20 protein-coding genes are annotated in these 22407 nt (G+C 35.9%); 16 read left to right on the forward strand and 4 right to left on the reverse strand.

Annotation, left to right across the window (positions count from 1 at the left end):
- Positions 1–247: 247 nt before the first annotated feature.
- On the reverse strand, positions 248–1093 hold the full coding sequence (locus ACFOZ1_RS08165; RefSeq protein ID WP_010731423.1) for an AraC family transcriptional regulator: 846 nt from the start codon (positions 1091–1093) through the stop codon (positions 248–250).
- A 114-nt stretch (positions 1094–1207) separates the two neighbouring features.
- On the reverse strand, positions 1208–1783 hold the full coding sequence (locus tag ACFOZ1_RS08170) for a recombinase family protein (protein ID WP_041098603.1): 576 nt from the start codon (positions 1781–1783) through the stop codon (positions 1208–1210).
- 145 nt (positions 1784–1928) lie between these two features.
- Between ACFOZ1_RS08170 and ACFOZ1_RS08175 the strand changes: the two genes are divergently transcribed.
- Together ACFOZ1_RS08175 and ACFOZ1_RS08180 are read left to right on the forward strand one after the other, a co-directional pair.
- A complete protein-coding gene (locus ACFOZ1_RS08175; protein WP_390198293.1) occupies positions 1929–4895 on the forward strand; it encodes a Tn3 family transposase in 2967 nt (988 codons plus the stop codon).
- A 33-nt stretch (positions 4896–4928) separates the two neighbouring features.
- Positions 4929–5627 carry a DUF554 domain-containing protein gene (locus ACFOZ1_RS08180; protein WP_390198295.1) on the forward strand — a complete coding sequence of 233 codons (699 nt, stop codon included), beginning with the start codon at positions 4929–4931 and terminating at the stop codon, positions 5625–5627.
- Positions 5628–5664: 37 nt separating this feature from the next.
- Here ACFOZ1_RS08180 and ACFOZ1_RS08185 read toward each other — a convergent pair whose 3' ends face one another.
- Positions 5665–6171 carry a DUF1648 domain-containing protein gene (locus ACFOZ1_RS08185; protein WP_390198298.1) on the reverse strand — a complete coding sequence of 169 codons (507 nt, stop codon included), beginning with the start codon at positions 6169–6171 and terminating at the stop codon, positions 5665–5667.
- A 142-nt stretch (positions 6172–6313) separates the two neighbouring features.
- Between ACFOZ1_RS08185 and ACFOZ1_RS08190 the strand changes: the two genes are divergently transcribed.
- The 7 genes from ACFOZ1_RS08190 (at position 6314) to serA (ending at position 12230) form a co-directional block, all read left to right on the forward strand.
- The gene (locus tag ACFOZ1_RS08190; RefSeq protein ID WP_390198301.1) at positions 6314–7330 is read left to right on the forward strand and encodes a YkvI family membrane protein; all 1017 of its coding nucleotides are present in this window, start codon (positions 6314–6316) and stop codon (positions 7328–7330) included.
- Between the two features lie 67 nt (positions 7331–7397).
- Positions 7398–7595, forward strand: coding sequence for a DUF951 domain-containing protein (locus ACFOZ1_RS08195; protein ID WP_390198304.1), 198 nt, complete (start codon positions 7398–7400; stop codon positions 7593–7595).
- Between the two features lie 201 nt (positions 7596–7796).
- On the forward strand, positions 7797–8897 hold the full coding sequence (gene ychF, locus ACFOZ1_RS08200; RefSeq protein ID WP_390198307.1) for a redox-regulated ATPase YchF: 1101 nt from the start codon (positions 7797–7799) through the stop codon (positions 8895–8897).
- 143 nt (positions 8898–9040) lie between these two features.
- Entirely contained in the window at positions 9041–9331 is a 291-nt protein-coding gene (gene rpsF, locus ACFOZ1_RS08205) for a 30S ribosomal protein S6 (RefSeq protein WP_390198310.1), read from the forward strand.
- A gap of 15 nt (positions 9332–9346) precedes the next feature.
- Positions 9347–9883, forward strand: coding sequence for a single-stranded DNA-binding protein (gene ssb / locus ACFOZ1_RS08210; RefSeq protein WP_390198312.1), 537 nt, complete (start codon positions 9347–9349; stop codon positions 9881–9883).
- Positions 9884–9913: 30 nt separating this feature from the next.
- Positions 9914–10144 carry a 30S ribosomal protein S18 gene (gene rpsR, locus ACFOZ1_RS08215; RefSeq protein ID WP_390198314.1) on the forward strand — a complete coding sequence of 77 codons (231 nt, stop codon included), beginning with the start codon at positions 9914–9916 and terminating at the stop codon, positions 10142–10144.
- A 499-nt stretch (positions 10145–10643) separates the two neighbouring features.
- Entirely contained in the window at positions 10644–12230 is a 1587-nt protein-coding gene (gene serA, locus ACFOZ1_RS08220; protein ID WP_390198317.1) for a phosphoglycerate dehydrogenase, read from the forward strand.
- 50 nt (positions 12231–12280) lie between these two features.
- Here serA and ACFOZ1_RS08225 read toward each other — a convergent pair whose 3' ends face one another.
- Positions 12281–13063: an HAD family hydrolase gene (locus ACFOZ1_RS08225; RefSeq protein WP_390198319.1), complete on the reverse strand. Its 783-nt coding sequence runs from the start codon at positions 13061–13063 to the stop codon at positions 12281–12283.
- Positions 13064–13260: 197 nt separating this feature from the next.
- Here ACFOZ1_RS08225 and ACFOZ1_RS08230 point away from each other — a divergent pair, with 197 nt between their 5' ends.
- From ACFOZ1_RS08230 to yycF, 7 genes are all read left to right on the forward strand, one after another.
- Positions 13261–14202: a YybS family protein gene (locus tag ACFOZ1_RS08230; protein WP_390198321.1), complete on the forward strand. Its 942-nt coding sequence runs from the start codon at positions 13261–13263 to the stop codon at positions 14200–14202.
- A 32-nt stretch (positions 14203–14234) separates the two neighbouring features.
- Positions 14235–16214, forward strand: coding sequence for a DHH family phosphoesterase (locus tag ACFOZ1_RS08235; RefSeq protein WP_390198324.1), 1980 nt, complete (start codon positions 14235–14237; stop codon positions 16212–16214).
- Complete coding sequence (rplI, locus tag ACFOZ1_RS08240; RefSeq protein WP_390198327.1) at positions 16211–16657, forward strand: 50S ribosomal protein L9; 447 nt, start codon at positions 16211–16213, stop codon at positions 16655–16657. The genes ACFOZ1_RS08235 and rplI overlap by 4 nt, the downstream gene beginning before the upstream one ends.
- A gap of 134 nt (positions 16658–16791) precedes the next feature.
- Positions 16792–18177 (forward strand): replicative DNA helicase, encoded by a 1386-nt coding sequence (dnaB, locus tag ACFOZ1_RS08245; RefSeq protein WP_390198330.1) that lies wholly within the window; start codon positions 16792–16794, stop codon positions 18175–18177.
- A 189-nt stretch (positions 18178–18366) separates the two neighbouring features.
- Positions 18367–19653 (forward strand): adenylosuccinate synthase, encoded by a 1287-nt coding sequence (locus tag ACFOZ1_RS08250; RefSeq protein WP_390198333.1) that lies wholly within the window; start codon positions 18367–18369, stop codon positions 19651–19653.
- 362 nt (positions 19654–20015) lie between these two features.
- Positions 20016–21440: a peptidoglycan DD-metalloendopeptidase family protein gene (locus ACFOZ1_RS08255; protein ID WP_390198335.1), complete on the forward strand. Its 1425-nt coding sequence runs from the start codon at positions 20016–20018 to the stop codon at positions 21438–21440.
- A 258-nt stretch (positions 21441–21698) separates the two neighbouring features.
- Entirely contained in the window at positions 21699–22403 is a 705-nt protein-coding gene (gene yycF, locus ACFOZ1_RS08260) for a response regulator YycF (RefSeq protein ID WP_390198337.1), read from the forward strand.
- Positions 22404–22407 lie beyond the last annotated feature (4 nt).

Here is a 22407-nt window from a genome sequence, read left to right on the forward strand (position 1 = left end):
AGAAGTCTGATTGGAAGGTGATCAGACTTCTCCATTTTTATCAAGAGAGTGGAGGAATCGCATGGTACTTACAGGTACATTGGTAAATGGATTATGTATTATTATTGGGGGTAGCGTCAGGAAAATGCGGATTTACAACGATAAGGAATTTCCAATATAAAAAGCCTGATTTCCCATCACCTAAATTGAGAAATTAGGCTCTTTTTTCGTTACTCCATAAACAGCATTCTATTACTGAATATGTAATTTACTTCGGGATAACAGGGACCCAGAGTTCGTGTCTTGGTTTATGCTTCGGACCGTAATAACATTCTATACACGGTAAATTTGCAAGTTCATACTCGGAGGTAGGGACCCACTCGGAATATAAACGTTTCCATGCATCCACTATGTTCGGAAAAACTGCCCATGTACTTGCGGGAATAATAAGCGTCTCCATATTTTCTGGGGATTCCCCATCGTATCTTACGCCCATGAAATAGGAAAATTGTTCATCTGTTATGGCAGCTTCTTTTCCGCAAACCCCCAGAAGGCTTTCAAGCGTGCATTTTGGATTTTCCCATGACATATCTACTAGTTCTTGCATAAATCCATCTTTTTTCGCAGTGTTCCAAAGCGTAGGGATTGTTTTAAATGCTCTGCTTGTTTTTACTGGCTTACTTTTTCCAACAATTCTTAATTCAAAATCAAGGTTTTCAATTCTGTACTCCATCTCGGTATCTCCTTTAATAGAAATTTGAAAGGAAATTCTGGGAAAGGCTTTTAACTGTACCCCTCTATTACGAGCATTGGAAGGGGTTACTCCATGCATTTTTTGAAAAGCACGTGAGAAAGTATCAGAAGAAACATAACCATATTTAATTGCCACATCAATGATCCGAATATCACTTTTTTGAATTTCAAATGCTGCGAGTGTTAACCGTCTACGTCTAATATATTCTGATAGCGATATACCTGAGATTGAAGAGAACATTCTTGAAAAATGAAACTCAGAACAATTAGCTGCTTTTGCAATCTCTTTGTAGTCTATTTCTTCATTCAAGCTATTTTCAATGTAGTTTAACGCATTGTTCATTCTTTCTAGCCAATCCATAAGTTTACTCCCTTTCAATATTTACTTTAAAACAAAATAGATAATAATTGCCGACATTTCATGCCTAAAAATGTTGGTATCAAAAAATAAACCTTTTGATAGAATCAGGACAAACTATTTGTTTCCTTCCGATAGCCTTCTATATAATGAAGCCCTAGACACATTAGTAATTTCGCAAATTTGATTTACAGTCATACCGCCTTCTTTATATAGTTTTACTGCATATTTCATTCCTGCGTGATTTTTATGATATTTCTTTAAACGACCCTTAAACTTCCCTTCTTTCTTAGCCAGCTCAATCCCTTCTCGTTGACGCATACGGATAAGATCTCGTTCTAATTGGTTCACACCAGCCATTACTGTAATTAAGAATTGGCTGTATGGATTATCCTCTGATAAATCTAGCCATGTATCCTTGAGTGATTTTAAGCTTGCCTTTTTCCTGCGTATTAAATCAATCAATTCAAATAAGTTCTGCGTACTCCGAGTGATCCGAGTTAAGTCTGTAACATAAATAATGTCCCCTTCCTGTAAATCCTCTAACATTTTTTGAAGTTGCTCGCGATCCTTTGCTGCCCCAGAAACTTTTTCTTCAAAAATAATATCCATACCGATTTCGTTTAATTGCTGAAATTGTCTTGAAGGATTTTGGCTAGTCGAACTGACACGTATATAACCGATTTTTCGCAAAATATCACCTCGTTTTTGAGACAAGTCTTATGAGACACTCTTAACTATGATTTTATCAGTCTACTACACTTGTATCAATAGAGTACACTCTATTGATATATAATTGAACTAAGAAATTGAAAATACAGAAATGGGATGATACTGAATGAAAATTGCGAGAGGTAGAGAATTACTTACACCAGAACAGAGAAAGGCTTTTATGCAAATCCCTGAAGATGAATGGATACTGGGGACCTACTTCACTTTTTCCAAACGGGATTTAGAAATAGTTAATAAGCGAAGGAGGGATGAAAACCGTTTAGGATTTGCCGTTCAATTAGCTGTTCTGCGGTATCCCGGTTGGCCATACACTCATATCAAAAGCATCCCAGATTCAGTCTTACAATATATATCGAAACAGATCGGTGCCAGTCCATCCTCGCTTAGTCTTTATCCTCAAAGAGAAAATACACTTTGGGATCATTTGAAAGAACTTCGAAGTGAATACGACTTTGTAACTTTTACTCTAAGAGAATATCGAATAGCATTTAAGCATCTTCATCAATTAGCTTTTGAAAATGGCGATGCCATACATCTACTACATGAATGTATAGATTTTCTAAGAAAAAACAAAATCATACTGCCTGCTATTACTACACTTGAAAGAATGGTGTGGGAGGCAAGGGCAATGGCTGAAAAGAAACTATTTAATACGGTTAGTCAGTCTCTAACAAAGGAACAAAAAGGAAAGCTTGAAGAGATCATTACTTCGCAGCATCCATCCGAATCCAATAAAACGATATTGGGTTGGTTAAAGGAACCGCCGGGTCATCCTTCACCCGAAACATTTCTAAAAGTAATAGAACGACTCGAATACATACGAGGAATGGAATTAGAAACGGTACAAATTAGTCATTTGCATCGCAATCGCCTGTTTCAACTATCTCGCTTAGGCTCAAGATATGAGCCATATGCATTCCGTGACTTTCAAGAAAATAAGCGATATTCGATATTAACCGTCTATTTATTACATCTTACTCAAGAGTTAACGGATAAAGCTTTTGAAATTCATGATAGACAAATACTTAGTCTGTTATCAAAAGGCCGTAAGGCTCAAGAGGAAATTCAGAAACAAAACGGTAAAAAGCTGAATGAGAAAGTTATACACTTTACGAACATCGGACAAGCTTTAATCAAAGCAAAAAAGGAAAAATTAGACGTTTTTGAGGTTTTAGAATCCGTTATCGAATGGTATTCTTTTGTCTCTTCGGTCGAAGAAGCTCAGGAGCTTGCACGTCCTGCCGACTATGACTATTTAGACTTACTGCAAAAACGATTTTATTCTCTTAGAAAATATACGCCAACCCTATTAAGGGTATTGGAATTTCATTCCACAAAGGCAAATGAGCCACTTTTACAAGCTGTAGAGATTATACGAGGAATGAACGAATCTGGGAAGCGAAAAGTACCTGATAACTCACCTTTGGATTTTATTTCAAAACGGTGGAAAAAGCATTTATACGAGGATGATGGTACAACAATAAATCGTCATTACTATGAAATGGCTGTTTTATCAGAACTTCGGGAGCATGTTCGGGCGGGAGATGTTTCCATTATTGGTAGCAGACAATATAGAGATTTTGAGGAATATTTGTTTTCGGAAGATACATGGAACCAAACGAGGGAGAATACGAGATTATCAGTTAGTTTATCATTCGAGGATTATATAACGGAGAGAACCAGCAGCCTTAATGAAAGGTTAAAATGGTTAGTTTCCAATTCCAACAAGTTGGATGGAGTTTCTCTTGAAAAAGGAAAACTGTCACTTGCACGCTTAGAAAAAGATGTTCCAGAAGAGGCAAAAAAGTTTAGTGCAAGCCTTTATCAGATGCTACCAAGAATAAAATTAACTGATTTACTCATGGATGTGGCTCATATAACAGGATTTCATGAGCAATTCACTCATGCTTCCAATAATCGAAAACCAGATAAGGAAGAAACAATCATTATCATGGCTGCTCTTTTAGGAATGGGAATGAATATTGGCTTGAGCAAGATGGCCGAAGCCACACCTGGACTTACATATAAGCAATTAGCCAATGTATCTCAATGGCGCATGTATGAAGATGCAATGAATAAAGCCCAAGCCATTTTAGTAAACTTCCATCATAAATTACAGTTGTCCTCCTATTGGGGTGACGGTACAACATCCTCGTCAGATGGTATGAGAATGCAGCTAGGTGTTTCATCACTGCATGCAGATGCAAACCCTCATTACGGGACTGGAAAAGGAGCAACTATCTATCGTTTTACTAGTGATCAATTTTCTTCTTACTACACAAAAATTATTCATACAAATTCAAGAGATGCGATTCATGTTTTAGATGGATTGTTGCACCATGAGACGGATCTAAATATAGAAGAGCATTATACAGACACAGCTGGTTACACAGACCAAATATTCGGGCTGACTCATTTATTAGGATTTAAATTTGCTCCTAGAATAAGAGATTTATCAGACTCAAAATTATTTACAATAGATAAAGCAAGTGAATATCCAAAATTAGAAGCCATTTTACGTGGACAAATAAATACAAAGGTCATTAAAGAAAATTATGAGGATGTTTTGCGATTAGCTCATTCTATAAGAGAAGGAACAGTTTCAGCATCCCTTATTATGGGAAAACTAGGTTCCTATTCAAGACAAAACAGCTTGGCTACGGCCTTACGTGAGATGGGCCGAATAGAAAAAACGATCTTTATTTTGAATTATATATCGGATGAATCATTAAGAAGAAAAATACAAAGAGGATTGAATAAAGGCGAAGCCATGAATGGATTAGCAAGAGCTATTTTCTTTGGAAAGCAAGGTGAGCTTAGGGAACGAACCATACAGCATCAATTGCAAAGGGCCAGTGCTCTAAACATAATCATCAATGCCATCAGTATTTGGAATACTTTACATCTAACAAAAGCAGTTGAATATCAAAAACGGTCTGGTCGTTTTAATGAAGAATTATTGCACCATATGTCGCCTCTAGGTTGGGAACATATTAATTTACTAGGGGAATATCATTTTAATTTGGAGAAAGTGGTCTCGTTAGATTCTTTAAGACCATTGAAACTTTCTTAACGTTGTAAAAAATGGGGGAATCGTCCCGAAAATGTGCTTAGCGTTGTAAATCCGCATTTTCCTGACGGTACCCCTATTGGTACATGTTTCGGATTATTATTTCGGAATATCCCGGAGCGTTTAAAACAAACAGCATTGCAAGGGATTGGATTGGTTGTTACAGTCATAGGTGTACAAATGGCAATACAAGCAGACAATATTGTGTTAATTTTGCTTGCTATTTTGCTTGGAAGCATGATTGGCACAGCGATTCAATTAGAAAATCGATTGAATCGTGTAGGACAATTACTTGAATTAAAAGTGAATAAAAATAGTGATGGGAAGATAACAGAAGCATTTGTGACTGCTACGTTGATTTTTGTTATTGGAGCGATGGCCATTATCGGTGCAATGGATAGTGGACTTAGAGGCGACCATGAAGTACTTATTACAAAGGCTTTTTTGGATGGGTTTATGTCATTAGTGCTTGCTTCAACTTTAGGTTATGGGGTTATTTTTTCTGTCATTCCTGTTGTCCTATATGAAGGAACAATTGCATTATTAGCTAGTCAAATACATAATTTGGTACCACAACAGTTGTTAGAACAATTTATTTCAGAAATGACGGCATTAGGCGGTTTGTTAATTGTTGCGATTGGTTTAAATATATTACAAGTAACCAAATTCAAAATAGGGGATTACTTACCATCTATTTTGTTGTTTATTTTGTTTTTCTTTCTTTTTGTGGTGTGAATAGGATGAAATAAATCGACTTCTTACGAGAGTCGATTTATTTGATTTTACTTTGTTTTATCAATGCGATTATGATTGGAATAAGTGGCACTCCTATTGCTAAAGGTAGAAACCATATACCTAATCCATTTCCCTTTTCTAGTGCAATAGAAACAGATTCAATTAGAATGACAGAAAATAGGATAAGGCAAATATTTTTCAATTGATTGACTAGTTTTTTACTGATAAAATAGAACGCTTCTGCATTCTCATGATTCAATCGTTCAGGATAATTGTGAATGTGTGGAACTCTTTCTAACCATTGCATGAGTAATGTAAGAAAGACACCTATAATAGGTAATAATAGTAATTCAAACTTTGATCCCCAACGATCTACTTCTCCAGCTGCATTGTAATGTGCTGGAACCTCTGCTGGAAGTGCGTTCCAATGATAAATTAAAAAGATGATTGCACCAATAAATACGGAATAGCCCACGATATCCCATAACCATTCACTTCTTGTTTTCTTTAGCTTTAATTTTGGTTTATTCCATGTATTTACCATATTGCATCTCCTTTCCTTTATTAAAATATCGGATAGTTAATATACGTTTCAAAAGGAAGGAAGTTTCAATGATTTGCTCATATCTCCTGATGTCAGACCATACATTGATAGTAATGTAGGAATGTTTTATGGGGGTAGGGACATGTTACGAAATGGGAGTAAGTGGTTGTTCTTAATTATTGGAACAATGATTGGAGCAGGATATGCATCTGGAAGAGAGTTATGGCAATTTTTCGGTCATGAAAGTGGACTAGCTATACTGTTATTCACGATTCTATTTACATGTGCGGTTACTATTATTATGTTCATTGCGTATAGCGAACGTACAACTAATTATGCGCATTTATTAGAAGTATTGATGGGAAAAAAGTTAGCGAACTATTATGATGTGTTAATTTTCTTTTATTTACTCTCTACCACTATTGTCATGATTGCTGGGAGTGGGGCGACATTTGAAGCATTTCGCATTCCTTCATGGATAGGGATTTGTTTTATCATTGTCATGATTATTCTTGTCTTTATTAAAGGAATTAATGGTATTTTACATATAAATGTTTGGATTCTCCCGATTTTAATAATTGGGCTATTAACGGTATTAATTAAATACACGATGGATGAAAAATTAGTATATATATTAGACTGGGATCATCAACACAATTGGCATGCGGCATTTACTTTTACTGCACTGAATATTCTATCGATTGTTGCTGTGATAGGCGCTGTTGGGAAAAACATTGAATCCAAAGGAGAGATATGGATTGCAAGCATCGGAAGTGGCATGATACTTGGTGTGATTTCTTATATTTACAACAATAGTTTGATTCAAATTTCAGAAGTCATTATTTTGTATGAGATTCCTTTATTTGCAATATTGAAAAACTATCCGACCTATACGTATATATTCATGTCGATATTATTGTGGATAGCTATTTTTACAACTGCAGTGTCTGGATTATTAGGTATTTCAACACGTATACAGAATAAAATAGAAGTACCTTTATGGAAAATTGTATCCGTCCTATTACTGATGATTCTTCCATTAACACAAATCCGTTTTTCTACACTAATTGAATGGATCTATCCGATTTATGGTATACTCAACTTATTATTATTAACAGCAATTCTCTTTTATCCAATCAGTTCAAAAAAAGGGAAGTAACATTATCATTTCAATAGATTTTGTATTATAATAGGACTAGGAAGATGAAGAGCAAGTAGGTGATGAAGTGGAAAAAAAGGAATTTCAATTACATGATGTGGTCGAAATGAAAAAGGCACATCCTTGTGGTGAAAACAGGTGGCAAATTATTCGTATGGGAATGGATATTCGGATAAAATGTCAAGGGTGTGGACATAGTGTATTATTACCTAGACGGAGATTCGAACAAAAAATGAAAAAGGTGTTAGAATCTGCACCTGAATAGAAATGTTTCACGTGGAACATTCTCAAAATTACGATACATTTTAAATAAATGAGATAGAAAAATAGCAAAATCTTCAGTGATTTCGCTATTTTTCTTTTGGGAAAATGTATTTATTAAACTTGTCTTTACTATAAAGTAAAATTATAATTAGATGGAGCGAAACGTTCAGATGGACGGTAATCCCTTAAGGAGTGAAAGTGAATGGCATTGACAGCAGGAATCGTTGGTTTACCAAACGTAGGAAAATCAACGTTATTTAACGCAATAACACAAGCAGGTGCAGAATCTGCGAATTATCCATTTTGTACAATTGATCCAAACGTTGGAATTGTAGAGGTACCAGATGTACGTTTACAAAAGTTAACGAAATTAGTAAAACCAAAGAAAACTGTTCCAACAGCATTTGAATTTACAGATATAGCAGGTATTGTAAAAGGTGCGAGTAAAGGGGAGGGATTAGGGAATCAATTCCTTTCACATATTCGTCAAGTTGATGCAATTTGTCATGTCGTACGTTGTTTTCAAGATGACAATATTACGCATGTAAGTGGAAAAGTAGATCCGATTTCAGATATTGAGACAATTAATCTAGAGTTAATTTTGGCAGATTTAGAAACGGTATCTAAACGATTACAACGTGTGGAGAAATTAGCAAAGCAAAAAGATAAAGAGGCAGTAGCAGAATTAGATGTGTTAGCAAAATTAAAGGACGCATTTGAAGAAGAAAAACCAGCGAGAGCAGTAGAATTTACAGAAGAGCAATCGAAGCTTGTGAAAGGATTACATCTTTTAACAAGTAAATCTGTTTTGTATGTGGCAAACGTTGGGGAAGATGAGTTGCTTGATGTAGATACAAATGAATATGTGCAATTAGTGAGAGATTTTGCAGAGACAGATGGGGCAAAGGTGATTGTGATTAGCGCGAAAGTGGAATCGGAAATCGCAGAACTAGATGGGGAAGAGAAAGCAGAATTCTTAGCTGAATTAGGGATTCCTGAGTCTGGTCTTGATCAATTAATTAAAGCAACATATGAATTACTAGGACTAGCAACATACTTTACTGCAGGGGAACAAGAAGTACGTGCATGGACATTCAAAAAAGGTATTAAAGCACCACAAGCTGCCGGAATTATTCATAGTGATTTTGAAAAAGGGTTCATTCGTGCAGAAACCGTTTCTTATGATGACCTTGTAGATGCTGGAACAATGCAAGTTGCAAAAGAAAGAGGAAAAGTGCGTTTAGAAGGTAAAGAATACTTGGTGAAAGATGGAGATGTGATGCATTTCCGATTTAACGTATAGTCTGAATCGCCTGTTTATAATTTAATTTGCATTAGTGATGGATATTTGATATAATATCATATTGTGAGTAATGACAGTTTATTACTCCTTGCTCTGTAATATAGTTACAAGAGCCGCTAAGACCAAAAGGAGGTGCAAAACGGATGAATAAATATGAAATCATGTACATCGTCCGCCCAGATATCGAGGAGGAAGCACAAAAGGCTTTAATTGAGCGTTTTAACGGAATCCTTACTGATAACGGTGCGGAGATTGAAAAAGTCCAAGAAGTAGGTAAGAAACGCCTTGCTTACGAAATCAATGACTACCGTGATGGTTACTATGTAGTAATCAATTTCAAAGGTGATGAAGCAGCAATTAATGAATTTAATCGTCAAGCGAAGTTCTCTGATGATGTAATTCGTTACATCGCAATTCGCGAAGATGATCAATAATAAGGAGTGGTTCTGATGTTGAATCGTGTCGTTCTTGTCGGCAGGTTAACGAAAGATCCAGACTTACGTTATACGCCAAGTGGAGTAGCAGTAGCTAACTTTACCATTGCAGTAAACCGACCTTTTTCTAATCAACAAGGACAAAGGGAAGCGGATTTCATTAACTGTGTTGTTTGGAGAAGACCAGCAGAAAATTTAGCTAACTTTATGAGTAAAGGTGGCTTAATTGGTGTAGACGGTCGTGTACAAACACGTAGCTATGATGATACAGATGGCAAGCGTGTATTCGTAACAGAAATTGTTGCTGATTCTGTTCAGTTCCTAGAATCTAAAGGTGGCCAGTCAAGTGGTGCATCAGGAAATCAAGGAGCGCCTAATTATAATCAAAATTATAACCAAGGCCAGAATCAACAAAATCAAACGAACCAATTCAATCAAAATAACAATTCTAACAATAATCAAGGTAATTCACAATCAAATAACAATTCGGACAACCCTTTCCAAGATAGCGGCGAACCGATTGATATCTCTGATGACGATTTACCATTCTAAAAATGACAATATAGAAGGAGGTCGTGTCTAATGGCAGCTCGTCGTGGTCGTGCAAAAAGACGTAAGGTGTGTTTCTTTACAGCGAACGGTATTACACACATCGATTACAAAGACGTTGATTTATTAAGACGTTTCGTTTCTGAGCGTGGAAAAATTCTTCCTCGCCGTGTAACTGGAACTTCTGCAAAATACCAACGTAAATTAACAAAAGCAATTAAACGCGCTCGTCAAATGGCTTTATTGCCATATGTGAGCGAGTAATAGTGAAAGGAGAGATTAGGCTAATGCTTAAACTCTCCTTTTATTTTGTGTAAAGATTCGTTCTAATACTATTTTGGATGATCTATGTCATATAACTAGTGGAACTTATTTGATATTGTATCAAGTACTTGAATATCTTCTGATTGTTTTCCAAATGAGATAGTTGTTTCTTTCTCCTATATTATAATCCCATATTGCAATGTTCGTATATAAAATCATTATAAGTTTAAAAATCACAATTAATCCATATAAAATCGTCCAAACACGAATTATTATCAATTATATCTTGACAAAAATCGTATTTTTGCTATGATAGAACAAACTTGGTAGTGTTTCTTACCAACCAATTGTAAAATCGAATTTTTTGTTAATTCAGACAAATTCTGATCGCTAAATGATGTAAATTAGTGTTATAATGTGGGTGTGATGAATAAACAGATGTTATAAAGTGAAATGTTTCACTTACTAAATTGCAGAATCAATTATTGGAGGGACAATCATGGCATTTAAAGTATTAATCAGTGATCCATTAAGTGAAGACGGAATTCAACCATTAAGAGCAGCAAGTAATATTGAAGTAGATGTACAAACAGATTTATCTGCGGATGAGCTTGCTGATAAGATTGGTGAGTATGATGCATTATTAGTACGTAGTCAGACAAAAGTAACGAGAGATATTATTAGCCAAGCTAAAAATCTTAAAATTATTGGACGAGCTGGTGTAGGTGTTGACAATATCGATTTAAGTGCTGCAACGGAATATGGAATTATTGTAGTAAATGCACCTGATGGAAATACAAACTCGGCTGCAGAACATACTGTTGCGATGTTAATGTCATTAGCACGTAAGATTCCTCAAGCATTTGTTGCCCTTAAAGATGGCAAATGGGATCGAAAAACACATGTAGGAGTAGAATTAAAAGGAAAGACTTTAGGTGTCATTGGTATGGGACGTATTGGTGCAGAAGTTGCGCACCGTGCGAAAGGAAACCGAATGAATGTCATCGCATATGATCCATTCTTAACAAAAGAAAGAGCAGATAAATTAGGTGTAGATTTTGGTTCTGTAGAAGATGTCATTGTAGCTGCAGACTTTATTACTGTACATACACCTTTAATTAAAGAAACAAAGCATTTAATCAATAAAGAAGCATTTGCAAAAATGAAAGATGGCGTGCGTATTGTAAACTGTGCTCGTGGTGGAATTATTGATGAGGATGCATTATATGAAGCAATTAAATCTGGTAAAGTAGCAGGCGCTGCATTAGACGTATTCGAATCAGAGCCAGCAACTGATCACCGTTTATTAGAGCTAAAAGAAGTGATTGCAACACCACACTTAGGTGCAAGTACAGTAGAAGCACAGGAAAATGTTGCGATTGATGTAAGCCATGATGTGGTTCGTTATTTGACAGAAGGGGTTGCACGTAACCCTGTTAACTTACCATCTGTACCAAAAGAAGTGTTAAATAAAATCGAACCATATTTCCATTTATCTGAGAAATTAGGTACATTCTTAACTTATTTAACAACAGGTGTCATTGAAGAGATTAACATTTCTTACTCTGGCGATTTAACAGAATTAGAAGTGGCACCACTTACGCGTAATACCATTAAAGGATTATTGAAACGTCACTTAGGAGATCATGTCAATGATGTCAATGCATCTTACTTAGCTGAGAAGCGTGGTATTCAAGTAAATGAGAATAAATCTTCTACACCAAAAGGATTTACGAATCTATTAAAAGTAGAAGTGAAAACAAAAGACGTGACACGTTCTGTAGCTGGTACACTATTAAATGGATTAGGTGCACGTATCGTCCAAGTTGATGCTTACAGTGTGGACCTTGTACCTGAAGGCAATTTAGTTGTGATTAAACACAATGACCGTCCTGGTGTGATTGGTAAAGTTGGTAGCTTGTTTGCAGCACGTGATATTAATATTGGTGCAATGCAAGTAGGACGCTCTGGTGTAGGCGGAGAAGCAATCATGGTTTTAAATGTGGATAAATATTTAGAAGATGATGATATCGAAGCATTACAACAAATTGAAGAAATCGAAAAGTTAACAGCAATGGAATTATAAAATAGTAGAGCACTTCCCATGTTTACGAGGGAAGTGCTCTTCTTTTTCTTTTAAACTGTCTCTAATAAATCGATTAATTCATCTAAATGATGGATTTCATATGTTGGTTTCACATCTGTTGCGCGATTATCTTCTCGATTAATCCACACACTCTTAATTCCAGTGCGGTTCGCCCCTAAAATATCTGTCATAAGATTATCTCCAACCATAATGGCATCATCTTTTGAAATGTCTGCTACTTCTAATACGTGCTCAAAAATCGATTGGTCTGGTTTTCCTTTTCCGAAATCACCTGAAATAATAATATGGTCAAAATATGGTTTTAATTCTGGTGTAATCGTTAATTTGGTATTTTGTAAATCAGGGGAGCCATTTGTCAGCATAATTAATTGGTATTTTCCTTGTAATTTCTCTAATACAGAGAATGTTTCTTCGTATACAAATGGGCTCTTTTTGCGGTTCATTGGGAATTGTTCTGCAAGGTGTGCACCGAATTCTGCATCATCTATCCCAAGTCGTTTTAATCCATTTGTCCATGCCTCTTTACGGTAATTTGGTACGATCTCTGCCATTTTCTTAAAATATGTATGATCATCTAAGAAATTGCCCCATAATCCTTCAAATGGGTTAATGCCAATCATTTGAGTGAATTCATATGTCTCATATCCTTGATATAATGCTCTTGCTTCTTCTCTTACAGCATCCTCTAACACATCTGGATCTAATTGGTACTTCTCTTGTGCAAGCTTACAAGTTGCACGAAAAGCTTCTTTTACACTCTTTTTGTCCCATAAAAGTGTATCATCTAAATCAAAAATAACTGTATTTACCATTATTATCCCCCTAATTAGAAAAAATCATATTTCTTTCGTGTATGTTTTTGGACTTGTTGTCATTACACTATATTATAATAGAAGTAACCATGTTCGTATAGGGCAATTCTCTGATTTACGAATTGATTACATTCGCATCCTACAGCTATATCGTATATAATTTGAAGAAGTATGTTGTTGTATCAAGGAGGACAAAAATGAACCAAAAACAATGGAAAACATCCTATTTTCTCTATTTAGGTAGTTATCTACTCCTATTATTAATGGCTGCATTTGTGCCATTATTCTCACTATTAGCAGTATTTTTCTTACCTATCCCAATTGTATTACTATATGTACACTTCCGTGGAACGCATTTCTATATTGGAAGTCTTATTATTATCGTAGTAAGTGTGGTCATCGCACCACTTATTTCTATTCCATTAACGGTGATTGCACTGTTAAGTGGTATATTTATTGCAAACTCGATTACGAAAAAACATCATCCATATGAGACATGGTCAAAAGGAACATTAGGTTATCTGTTAGGCTTTGTTGCTGTGTATGCATACATTGAACTAATCTTAGGTGTATCGATTAAGGAAATGTATATAGACGCAATGGATGATTCATTGAAGATGACAGAGGAACTAATGGGTTCTGTAGGTGTCTTTCAATTCTCATTGGAAGAAATGAATCTCATTAGAGAGCAAATGATGGCATTTTTGCAGTTGATTCCAATTGTACTAGTTGCAGTTGCGATGTGTTTTGCAATTCTTACACAATGGCTCACATATAAATGGTTAAATCGTTCAGCGAAGGAAGCTTATCGATTTCCACCATTCCGAAATTTTCAATTGCCAAAATTGATTTTGTGGATCTACTTTCTGACACTTTTATTGTCGATTATGACGGTGAATACAGAAAATGCAACAGTGAATATGGCGATACTAAACGTCTCCCATTTGGCAGGAATTCTACTTGTGCTACAAGGCTTATCGTTTATATTCCATTATAGTTATGTCAAAAAACAATCAAAAGCATTACCAATTGTCAGTATCGTTATTCTTGTATTTTTTCCGATGCTAGGACTTTATTTGATGAGAATCTTAGGTATAATTGACTTAGGATTTGAATTAAAGAAAAGAATATCTAAATAATATATGAATGCTTTAGTTAGGAGCTGACAAACATGCCGTTTAAGTTCTTCAAGAAACCGGTGATGGGTAGGCATATTATTGGCATCTACTTATTATCCTTTGCGTTATTGGTATTTTTATTTTATTACCATTGGATAATAGGAATCGTTATGGCCGTTCTTTTTGCAGTATCTCTTTATTATAGTGTGAAGAAAGAAGAAGAATTGGTGAATAAGCAAGAAGCCTATATTTCTACACTGTCTTTTCGGGTGAAGAAAGTCGGAGAAGAAGCATTGTTAGAAATGCCGATTGGAATTCTTTTGTATAGTGAAGCATATCAGATTGAATGGGCAAATCCGTATCTGAACAATTTGTCTGACGAAGAAACATTAGTTGGAGAGAACTTAACTATTATATCTGATGAGCTTATCTCACAATTAAAGACGGATAAAGATATTTTTCGTTTACATATTCAAGAGAATGATTATGAGATTCATCATAAAAGGGAAGAAAGACTTGTTTACTTTTTTGATCGTACAGAAGAAACCGAAATAAGACAAATTTATCATCAAGAAAAAACAGTTCTTGGCATTATTTTCTTAGATAATTACGAAGAAACGACACAGAATTTAGATGATACAGCAAGAAGCCACATTAACTCGAAAGTGACATCTTTGTTGAATAATTGGTCGAGTGAAAATGGTATCTATTTAAAAAGAATTTCACAAGAGCGTTTTTTAGCTGTATGTAATCAACAGATTTTGGCAGAATTAGAAAAAACGAAATTCGAAATATTAGATGATGTACGGGAACTTGTTTCAGATAATAATGTCCCATTAACATTAAGTATTGGTATTGGATTAGGTAGCGGGACATTGCCACAATTAGGGGAGTTAACCCAATCTAGCTTAGACCTTGCATTAGGTCGAGGCGGAGACCAAGTAGTGATTAAAGACGACACATCTGGTAAGGTTCGCTTCTATGGTGGGAAAACCAATCCAATGGAAAAACGAACAAGAGTAAGGGCACGTGTCATCTCCCATGCGTTAAAAGAATTGGTGAAGGAAAGTGACCAAGTATTAATCATGGGGCACCGTTCACCAGATATGGACTCAGTTGGGGCATCGATTGGTGTGTTAAAAATTGCGTTGGCAAATGAAGTGGATGGCTATGTCGTGTTAGATGAGAATGATATCGATACAGGTGTACAGCGACTCGTGGAATCGATTAAAGATGATGGGCAATTATGGTCCCATTTCATTGACCCAGAATCTGCGCTTGATATCGTGACAAAAGATACATTACTTGTTATTGTAGATACACACAAGCCATCGATTACGATTGAAGAGAAATTAGTACACAGAACAGAACATGTTGTGATTATTGATCACCACCGTCGTGGGGAGGAATTTATTAATAACCCGACATTAGTGTATATGGAGCCATATGCTTCGTCTACAGCAGAGCTTGTGACAGAATTATTAGAATACCAACCGAGCAAATTAAGCTTAAATATGTTAGAATCAACAGCACTATTAGCAGGAATTATAGTCGATACGAAGAGTTTCACATTACGAACAGGTTCTAGAACATTTGATGCAGCATCTTACCTACGCTCAAAAGGTGCAGATACCGTATTAGTGCAGAAGTTCTTAAAAGAAGACCTCGATATTTATGTGAAACGAAGTAGATTAATTGAGAACACGAAGATTTACAGGGATAATATTGCGATATCTGTTGGGAATTCTAGAGAGGCATATGGCCCTGTCGTCATTGCCCAAGCAGCAGATACATTACTAACAATGACAGGCATTGAAGCATCCTTTGTGATTTCAGAACGCAAGGATGGTCGAATTGGTATTAGCGCGAGATCATTAGGAAAAGTCAATGTCCAAATTATTATGGAAAAAATGAATGGTGGCGGGCATTTAACGAATGCAGCGACACAATTAGATGATATGTCCGTAATTGAAGTGTATGAATGGTTAAAAGAGATTATTGACGAGTATTATGAAGGAGGAGACACAGAATGAAAGTAATTTTTATACAAGATGTAAAAGGCAAAGGGAAAAAAGGTGACGTAAAAAATGTTTCTGATGGATATGCAAGAAACTTTTTACTTAAAAATAATGTAGCAGTAGAAGCAACACCTGCGAATCTAAGTGCATTGAAAGCACAGAAAAATAAGCAAGCAAAATTAGCAGAAGAAGAAGTAAAAGAAGCAGAACAATTAAAAGCAAAACTAGCTAATCTAGAAGTGAAGCTTGTTGCAAAATCTGGTGATGGCGGGCGTTTATTTGGTTCTATTACAAGTAAACAAATTGCTGAAGAACTACAGAAATCACATAATATCAAAATGGATAAGCGCAAAATCGAACTAGATCAGCCAATCCGTTCATTAGGATATACCAATGTACCTGTGAAATTACACCAAGAAGTGCATGGTACAATTAAAGTACATGTGGTAGAAAAATAATAGAATAGCTAGATTCCATCCGAACATGACCGCCAAAGTGTAATCGTCACTTTGGCAACATATTTTGTTTTCATTTGATTGTTCGGATTCTTTTTTTGATTTTTTCTGATAAGAAATGAATCGTTTGTAAATGTATGGTTAGTGAAGAGGTGATTGAATTGAGTGAGGCATTACAAGGTCGGACACCACCGCATAATATTGAAGCAGAGCAAGCAGTATTAGGTGCCATTTTCCTAGAACCAGAATCGCTTTCGACGGCATCAGAGATATTATTGCCAGAAGATTTTTACAGAGCAAGTCACCAAATTACGTTTCGAGTCATGATGACATTAGCCGATAAAGGCGAGCCAATTGACTTAGTTACAGTTACAACAAGTCTGCAAAATAGTAAGCAACTAGACGACGTTGGTGGCGTATCTTATTTAAGTGATTTAGCAAATGCAGTCCCAACAGCAGCCAATGTGGCTTATTATTGTCGGATTGTAGAGGAAAAGTCGATTTTAAGAAGATTAATTCGAACAGCAACAGATATCGTTACAGATAGTTTTTCCAAAGAAGATGAAGTGGAAGCTGTGTTGAATGAATCGGAGCGGCGAATATTAGAGGTATCGAATCGAAAGAATGCTTCTGCTTTTAAGAATATTAAAGATGTGTTAATTGGCGTATATGATAATATTGATCAGCTCCATAAACAGAGTGGAGAGGTAACGGGAATTGCGACAGGTTTCCGTGATTTAGATAAGATTACATCAGGCTTTCAGCGGAATGATCTCATTATTGTTGCTGCCAGACCTTCTGTAGGGAAAACGGCATTTGCGTTAAATATCGCTCAGAATGTTGCCATTCGTACAGATGAAAATGTGGCGATATTTAGTCTCGAGATGGGGGCAGAACAGCTTGTCTCACGTATGATTTGTGCGGAAGGAAATATTGATGCACAGCGACTAAGAACAGGTTCATTAGAAGATGAAGATTGGCGCAAATTATCCCTTGCAATGGGGAGTTTGTCCAATGCAGGTATTTATATTGATGACACGCCAGGAATCCGTGTAAGTGAGATTCGCTCAAAATGTCGTCGTCTGAAACAAGAACACGGCTTAGGGATGATTCTGATTGATTACTTGCAGTTAATTCAAGGTAGTGTCAATTCCAAAGAGAATCGTCAACAAGAGGTATCCGAAATTTCACGTTCCTTAAAAGGGCTTGCGCGTGAATTGAATGTACCGTTAATTGCCTTGTCCCAGCTATCTCGTGGGGTAGAGTCAAGACAAGACAAGCGTCCAATGATGTCCGATTTACGGGAGTCTGGAAGTATTGAGCAAGATGCCGATATCGTTGGATTCTTATACCGTGATGATTATTATGATAAAGAATCAGAAAAACAAAATATAATTGAAATCATTATCGCAAAACAACGTAATGGTCCTGTTGGTACAGTAGAATTAGCGTTTGTGAAAGAGTATAACAAATTCGTTGATTTAGATCACCGTTACCAAGAGAGCGATATACCACCAGCTTAGTAGCATAGCTCATTAGTTATGCTATTTTTTTGTTTCTAACCTATTAACTTACTATTCTGTAAACCACCAATATCACGAACATTGGTATACTAATAGATGAAAATGTTCGTGATTCGGATTGACATCTGTACTTTTGATTGCTAAAATGAGAGTTGTGAAATTAATCTAATAGGCGGAGGTGCCGTTTTTATGTCTTCAGTAGTCGTAGTAGGAACGCAATGGGGAGATGAGGGTAAAGGAAAGATTACAGACTTTCTTTCTCAAAACGCAGAAGTTGTAGCACGTTATCAAGGTGGAAACAACGCAGGGCACACAATTAAATTTGATGGTATTACATATAAATTACATTTAATTCCTTCAGGGATTTTCTTTGCAGATAAAGTATGTGTATTAGGAAATGGTATGGTTATTGACCCGAAAGCATTAGTAGAGGAGTTAGCTTACTTACATGATAAAGATGTGAATACAGATAATCTTCGTATTAGTAATCGCGCACATGTGATTCTTCCATATCATTTGAAATTAGATGCATTACAAGAAGATGAAAAAGGCGTGAACAAAATTGGTACGACACGTAAAGGTATTGGTCCAGCATATATGGATAAAGCGGCGCGTGTAGGGATTCGAATTGCAGATTTATTAGATAAAGAAGCATTTAAAGAAAAATTAGAAATCAATTTAAAAGAAAAGAATCGCTTATTTGAGAAAGTATACGAAACAGATTCTGTTCAAATAGAAGATATTCTAGAAGAATATTACGAATATGGCCAACAAATTAAACAATATGTTGTGGATACTTCTGTTGTATTAAATGATGCATTAGATGATGGCAGACGTGTATTATTTGAAGGTGCACAAGGTGTTATGTTGGATATTGACCAAGGAACATACCCATTTGTTACGTCATCTAACCCAATTGCTGGTGGGGTTACAATTGGTTCAGGTGTAGGTCCATCTAAAATCAACCATGTTGTTGGTGTGTCGAAAGCATATACGACACGTGTTGGTGATGGTCCATTCCCGACAGAATTAACGAATGAAATTGGAGATCGTATTCGCGAAGTAGGAAATGAATATGGTACAACAACAGGTCGTCCTCGTCGTGTTGGATGGTTTGATAGTGTCGTTGTTCGTCATGCTCGCCGTGTAAGTGGGATTACGGACTTGTCACTAAACTCCATTGATGTATTAACAGGTATTGAAACATTAAAGATTTGTGTCGCATATAAATATAAGGGAGAAATTATGGAAGAATTCCCTGCAAGCTTAAAAATATTAGCAGACTGTGAACCAGTATATGAAGAGTTACCTGGTTGGACAGAAGATATTACAGGTGTAAAAAGCTTGCATGAATTACCAGAGAATGCACGTCATTATTTAGAACGTGTCTCTCAATTAACTGGTATTCCACTATCCATTTTCTCAGTAGGACCAGATCGTTCTCAAACAAACGTTGTACGTAGTGTATATAGTTAATAGAGCGTGTACGAAAAACTTAATCAATAAAAGAATTCTTTAATCTAAAAATATCCAAACGATTCGAAAGCTATTTGCTGGATCGTTTGGATTTTTTACGTATTCAGAGGGGAAAAGACTCCCTATTTCATTGTAATTTTGTCTTTAGACTGTATATCAAAATAAGCTTCTCCTTATCCAAACCGTAGCAATCGACATATACTGAGCACCTTTTCTCAAATAATGGAAGTAATTATACAGTTATGTTACATTACGTAGAAAAGGGTTTTCATACTTACTATGCCTATGTTACCTTTATAAAGGTGATTCATTTGAAATAGAGATAATTTGAATCATGATAGGTATATAGGAGGAAAAGTGAGATGCGAGAAAGCAAGATAACGAGTTATAAGAAATTATTTAGAAACACGATGATTGCTAGTGTGATAGGTTTAGGTTTAACAACACAGGTTGCTTTTGCTGATGAGACTACATTACCTATTATTTATCACGTATATGTAGATGGAGAACATATTGGTGTTGTTGATGATCAGCAAGAGGTAGAGAACTTCATCCAAAACAAACTAGAAACAACAAAAGAAGAGAATAATCAACTTGATTATACATACACGATTGAAGAAGAAATCAGTTATGTACCTGAGACAGTTTTTGAAACAAAGACAAATGAAGAAAAAGTACTCAAGTATTTAGCTGATGAGTTAACAGTAAAAGTAGACGCAGAAGCGCTAGTTGTTGGTGAAGAAACAGTAGGCTATTTTGCATCAGAAGAAGAAGCGGAAGCAGTGATTCAAAAGTACAAAGAGAAGTTTGTAGATAAAGACACGCTGAAGCAACTGGAAGAAAATACAAATAAAGAAACAGAATTAAAGACTGGCGATACACGTATCCTTGATGTAACGTTAACAGAAGAAGTAACGACATCAGAAGAGACTGTATTCGCAAAAGACGTGCTGACAGTAGAACAAGGTGTCACATTACTTGAAAAAGGCACATTAGAAACAAAGACATATGCGGTGCAAGAAGGCGATGTGCTTGGATCAATCGCTAGTGCACATGACTTATCTTTAAAGCAATTATTGGAAATTAATCCAGGATTAAAAGAAGATTCTTTAATCAAAATTGGTGATGAGCTACAAGTAACGGTACTTAAGCCATTTGTATCTGTTGTTGTAACAGAGGAAGCGAAAAAAGAAGAAACAGTTTCCTTTGAGACAGAAGTAGAAGAATCAGAAACGATGTATAAAGGCGAAGAAGAAGTGAAACAAGAAGGTGCGGATGGTACGAAAGAAGTTGTTTACAAAACACAAAAAGTAAATGGCAAACAAGTATCAGAAGAAACTGTACAAGAAACAGTAACAAAAGAACCTGTCAAAGAAGTCATCATTAAAGGTACAAAAGTCGTATCTGAAAGAGGAACAGGACAATTTGACTGGCCAGCGATTGGCGGATATATCTCTAGTCATGTTGGTGAACGTTGGGGTTCTTACCATAAAGGTTTAGACATTGCTGGTGTAAGTAATCGATCTATCTTAGCTGCTGATAATGGAACAATCGTATCTGCAGGTTGGGATAATGGTGGCTATGGTAACAAAATTGTCATTGACCATAACAATGGCTATCGCACCATTTATGCACACTTAGATTCCATCGATGTATCAGCAGGACAAACAGTAGAAAAAGGCCAAACAATCGGTGTCATGGGATCAACTGGAGACTCTACAGGTATCCATTTACACTTTGAAGTGTATGATAATGGTTCTTTAGTAAACCCGGCAACACTATATTAAGCAAATGATTTTCTCACAATTTCTATATACCCTATTATGAATGATATAAACTCTTGTTACGAAATATAGTAGCAAGAGTTTTTCTGTTATCGATTTGTTCGACTCTATACCGATAAATAAAGAGAATAAAAGACATTTGCATCAAATTCAGTTAAAATAGATAAAGTGAGACAACAATGAATAGGCGTATAGTGACTTCTATTCACTCACTACACAAAACAAACGTTAAAGAATAAAATTGGAAAAGGACGTGCTTTTATGAGTCAAAAAATACTTGTTGTAGATGATGAAAAGCCGATTGCAGATATATTAAAATTCAACTTAGAAAAAGAAGGTTATGAAGTCATTGTTGCAAACGATGGGGATAAGGCAATTGAATTAGCAACAAATGAGAATCCAGACTTAATCTTATTAGATATTATGTTACCAGAAAAAGATGGGAATGAAGTGTGTCGAGAAGTGAGAAAGACACACGCAATGCCAATCATTATGCTCACAGCAAAAGATTCCGAGATTGACAAAGTACTTGGTCTAGAATTAGGTGCAGATGATTATGTGACAAAGCCATTTAGTAATCGTGAATTAATTGCGAGAGTAAAGGCGAACTTAAGAAGAAGAAACCAAGAGCCAGAACCACAACAACGAGATACAAATGATATTACGATAGGTACACTTGTCATTCATCCAGATGCTTATACAGTGACGAGAAATGGCCAACATATTGAATTAACACATCGTGAATTTGAGTTATTGCATTATTTAGCTCGCCATATTGGCCAAGTAATGACAAGAGAACATCTTTTAGAAACAGTATGGGGATATGATTATTATGGGGATGTCCGTACAGTCGATGTTACTGTAAGACGTCTACGTGAGAAGATTGAAGATAACCCTAGTAACCCATTATGGATTGTAACAAGACGAGGTGTTGGTTATTATTTGCGTAATCCTGAACAGGAGTAAGAGT

Origin of the sequence: Gracilibacillus marinus, from assembly GCF_042651725.1 — a bacterium.
Classification (GTDB): Bacteria; Bacillota; Bacilli; order Bacillales; family Amphibacillaceae; genus Gracilibacillus; species Gracilibacillus marinus.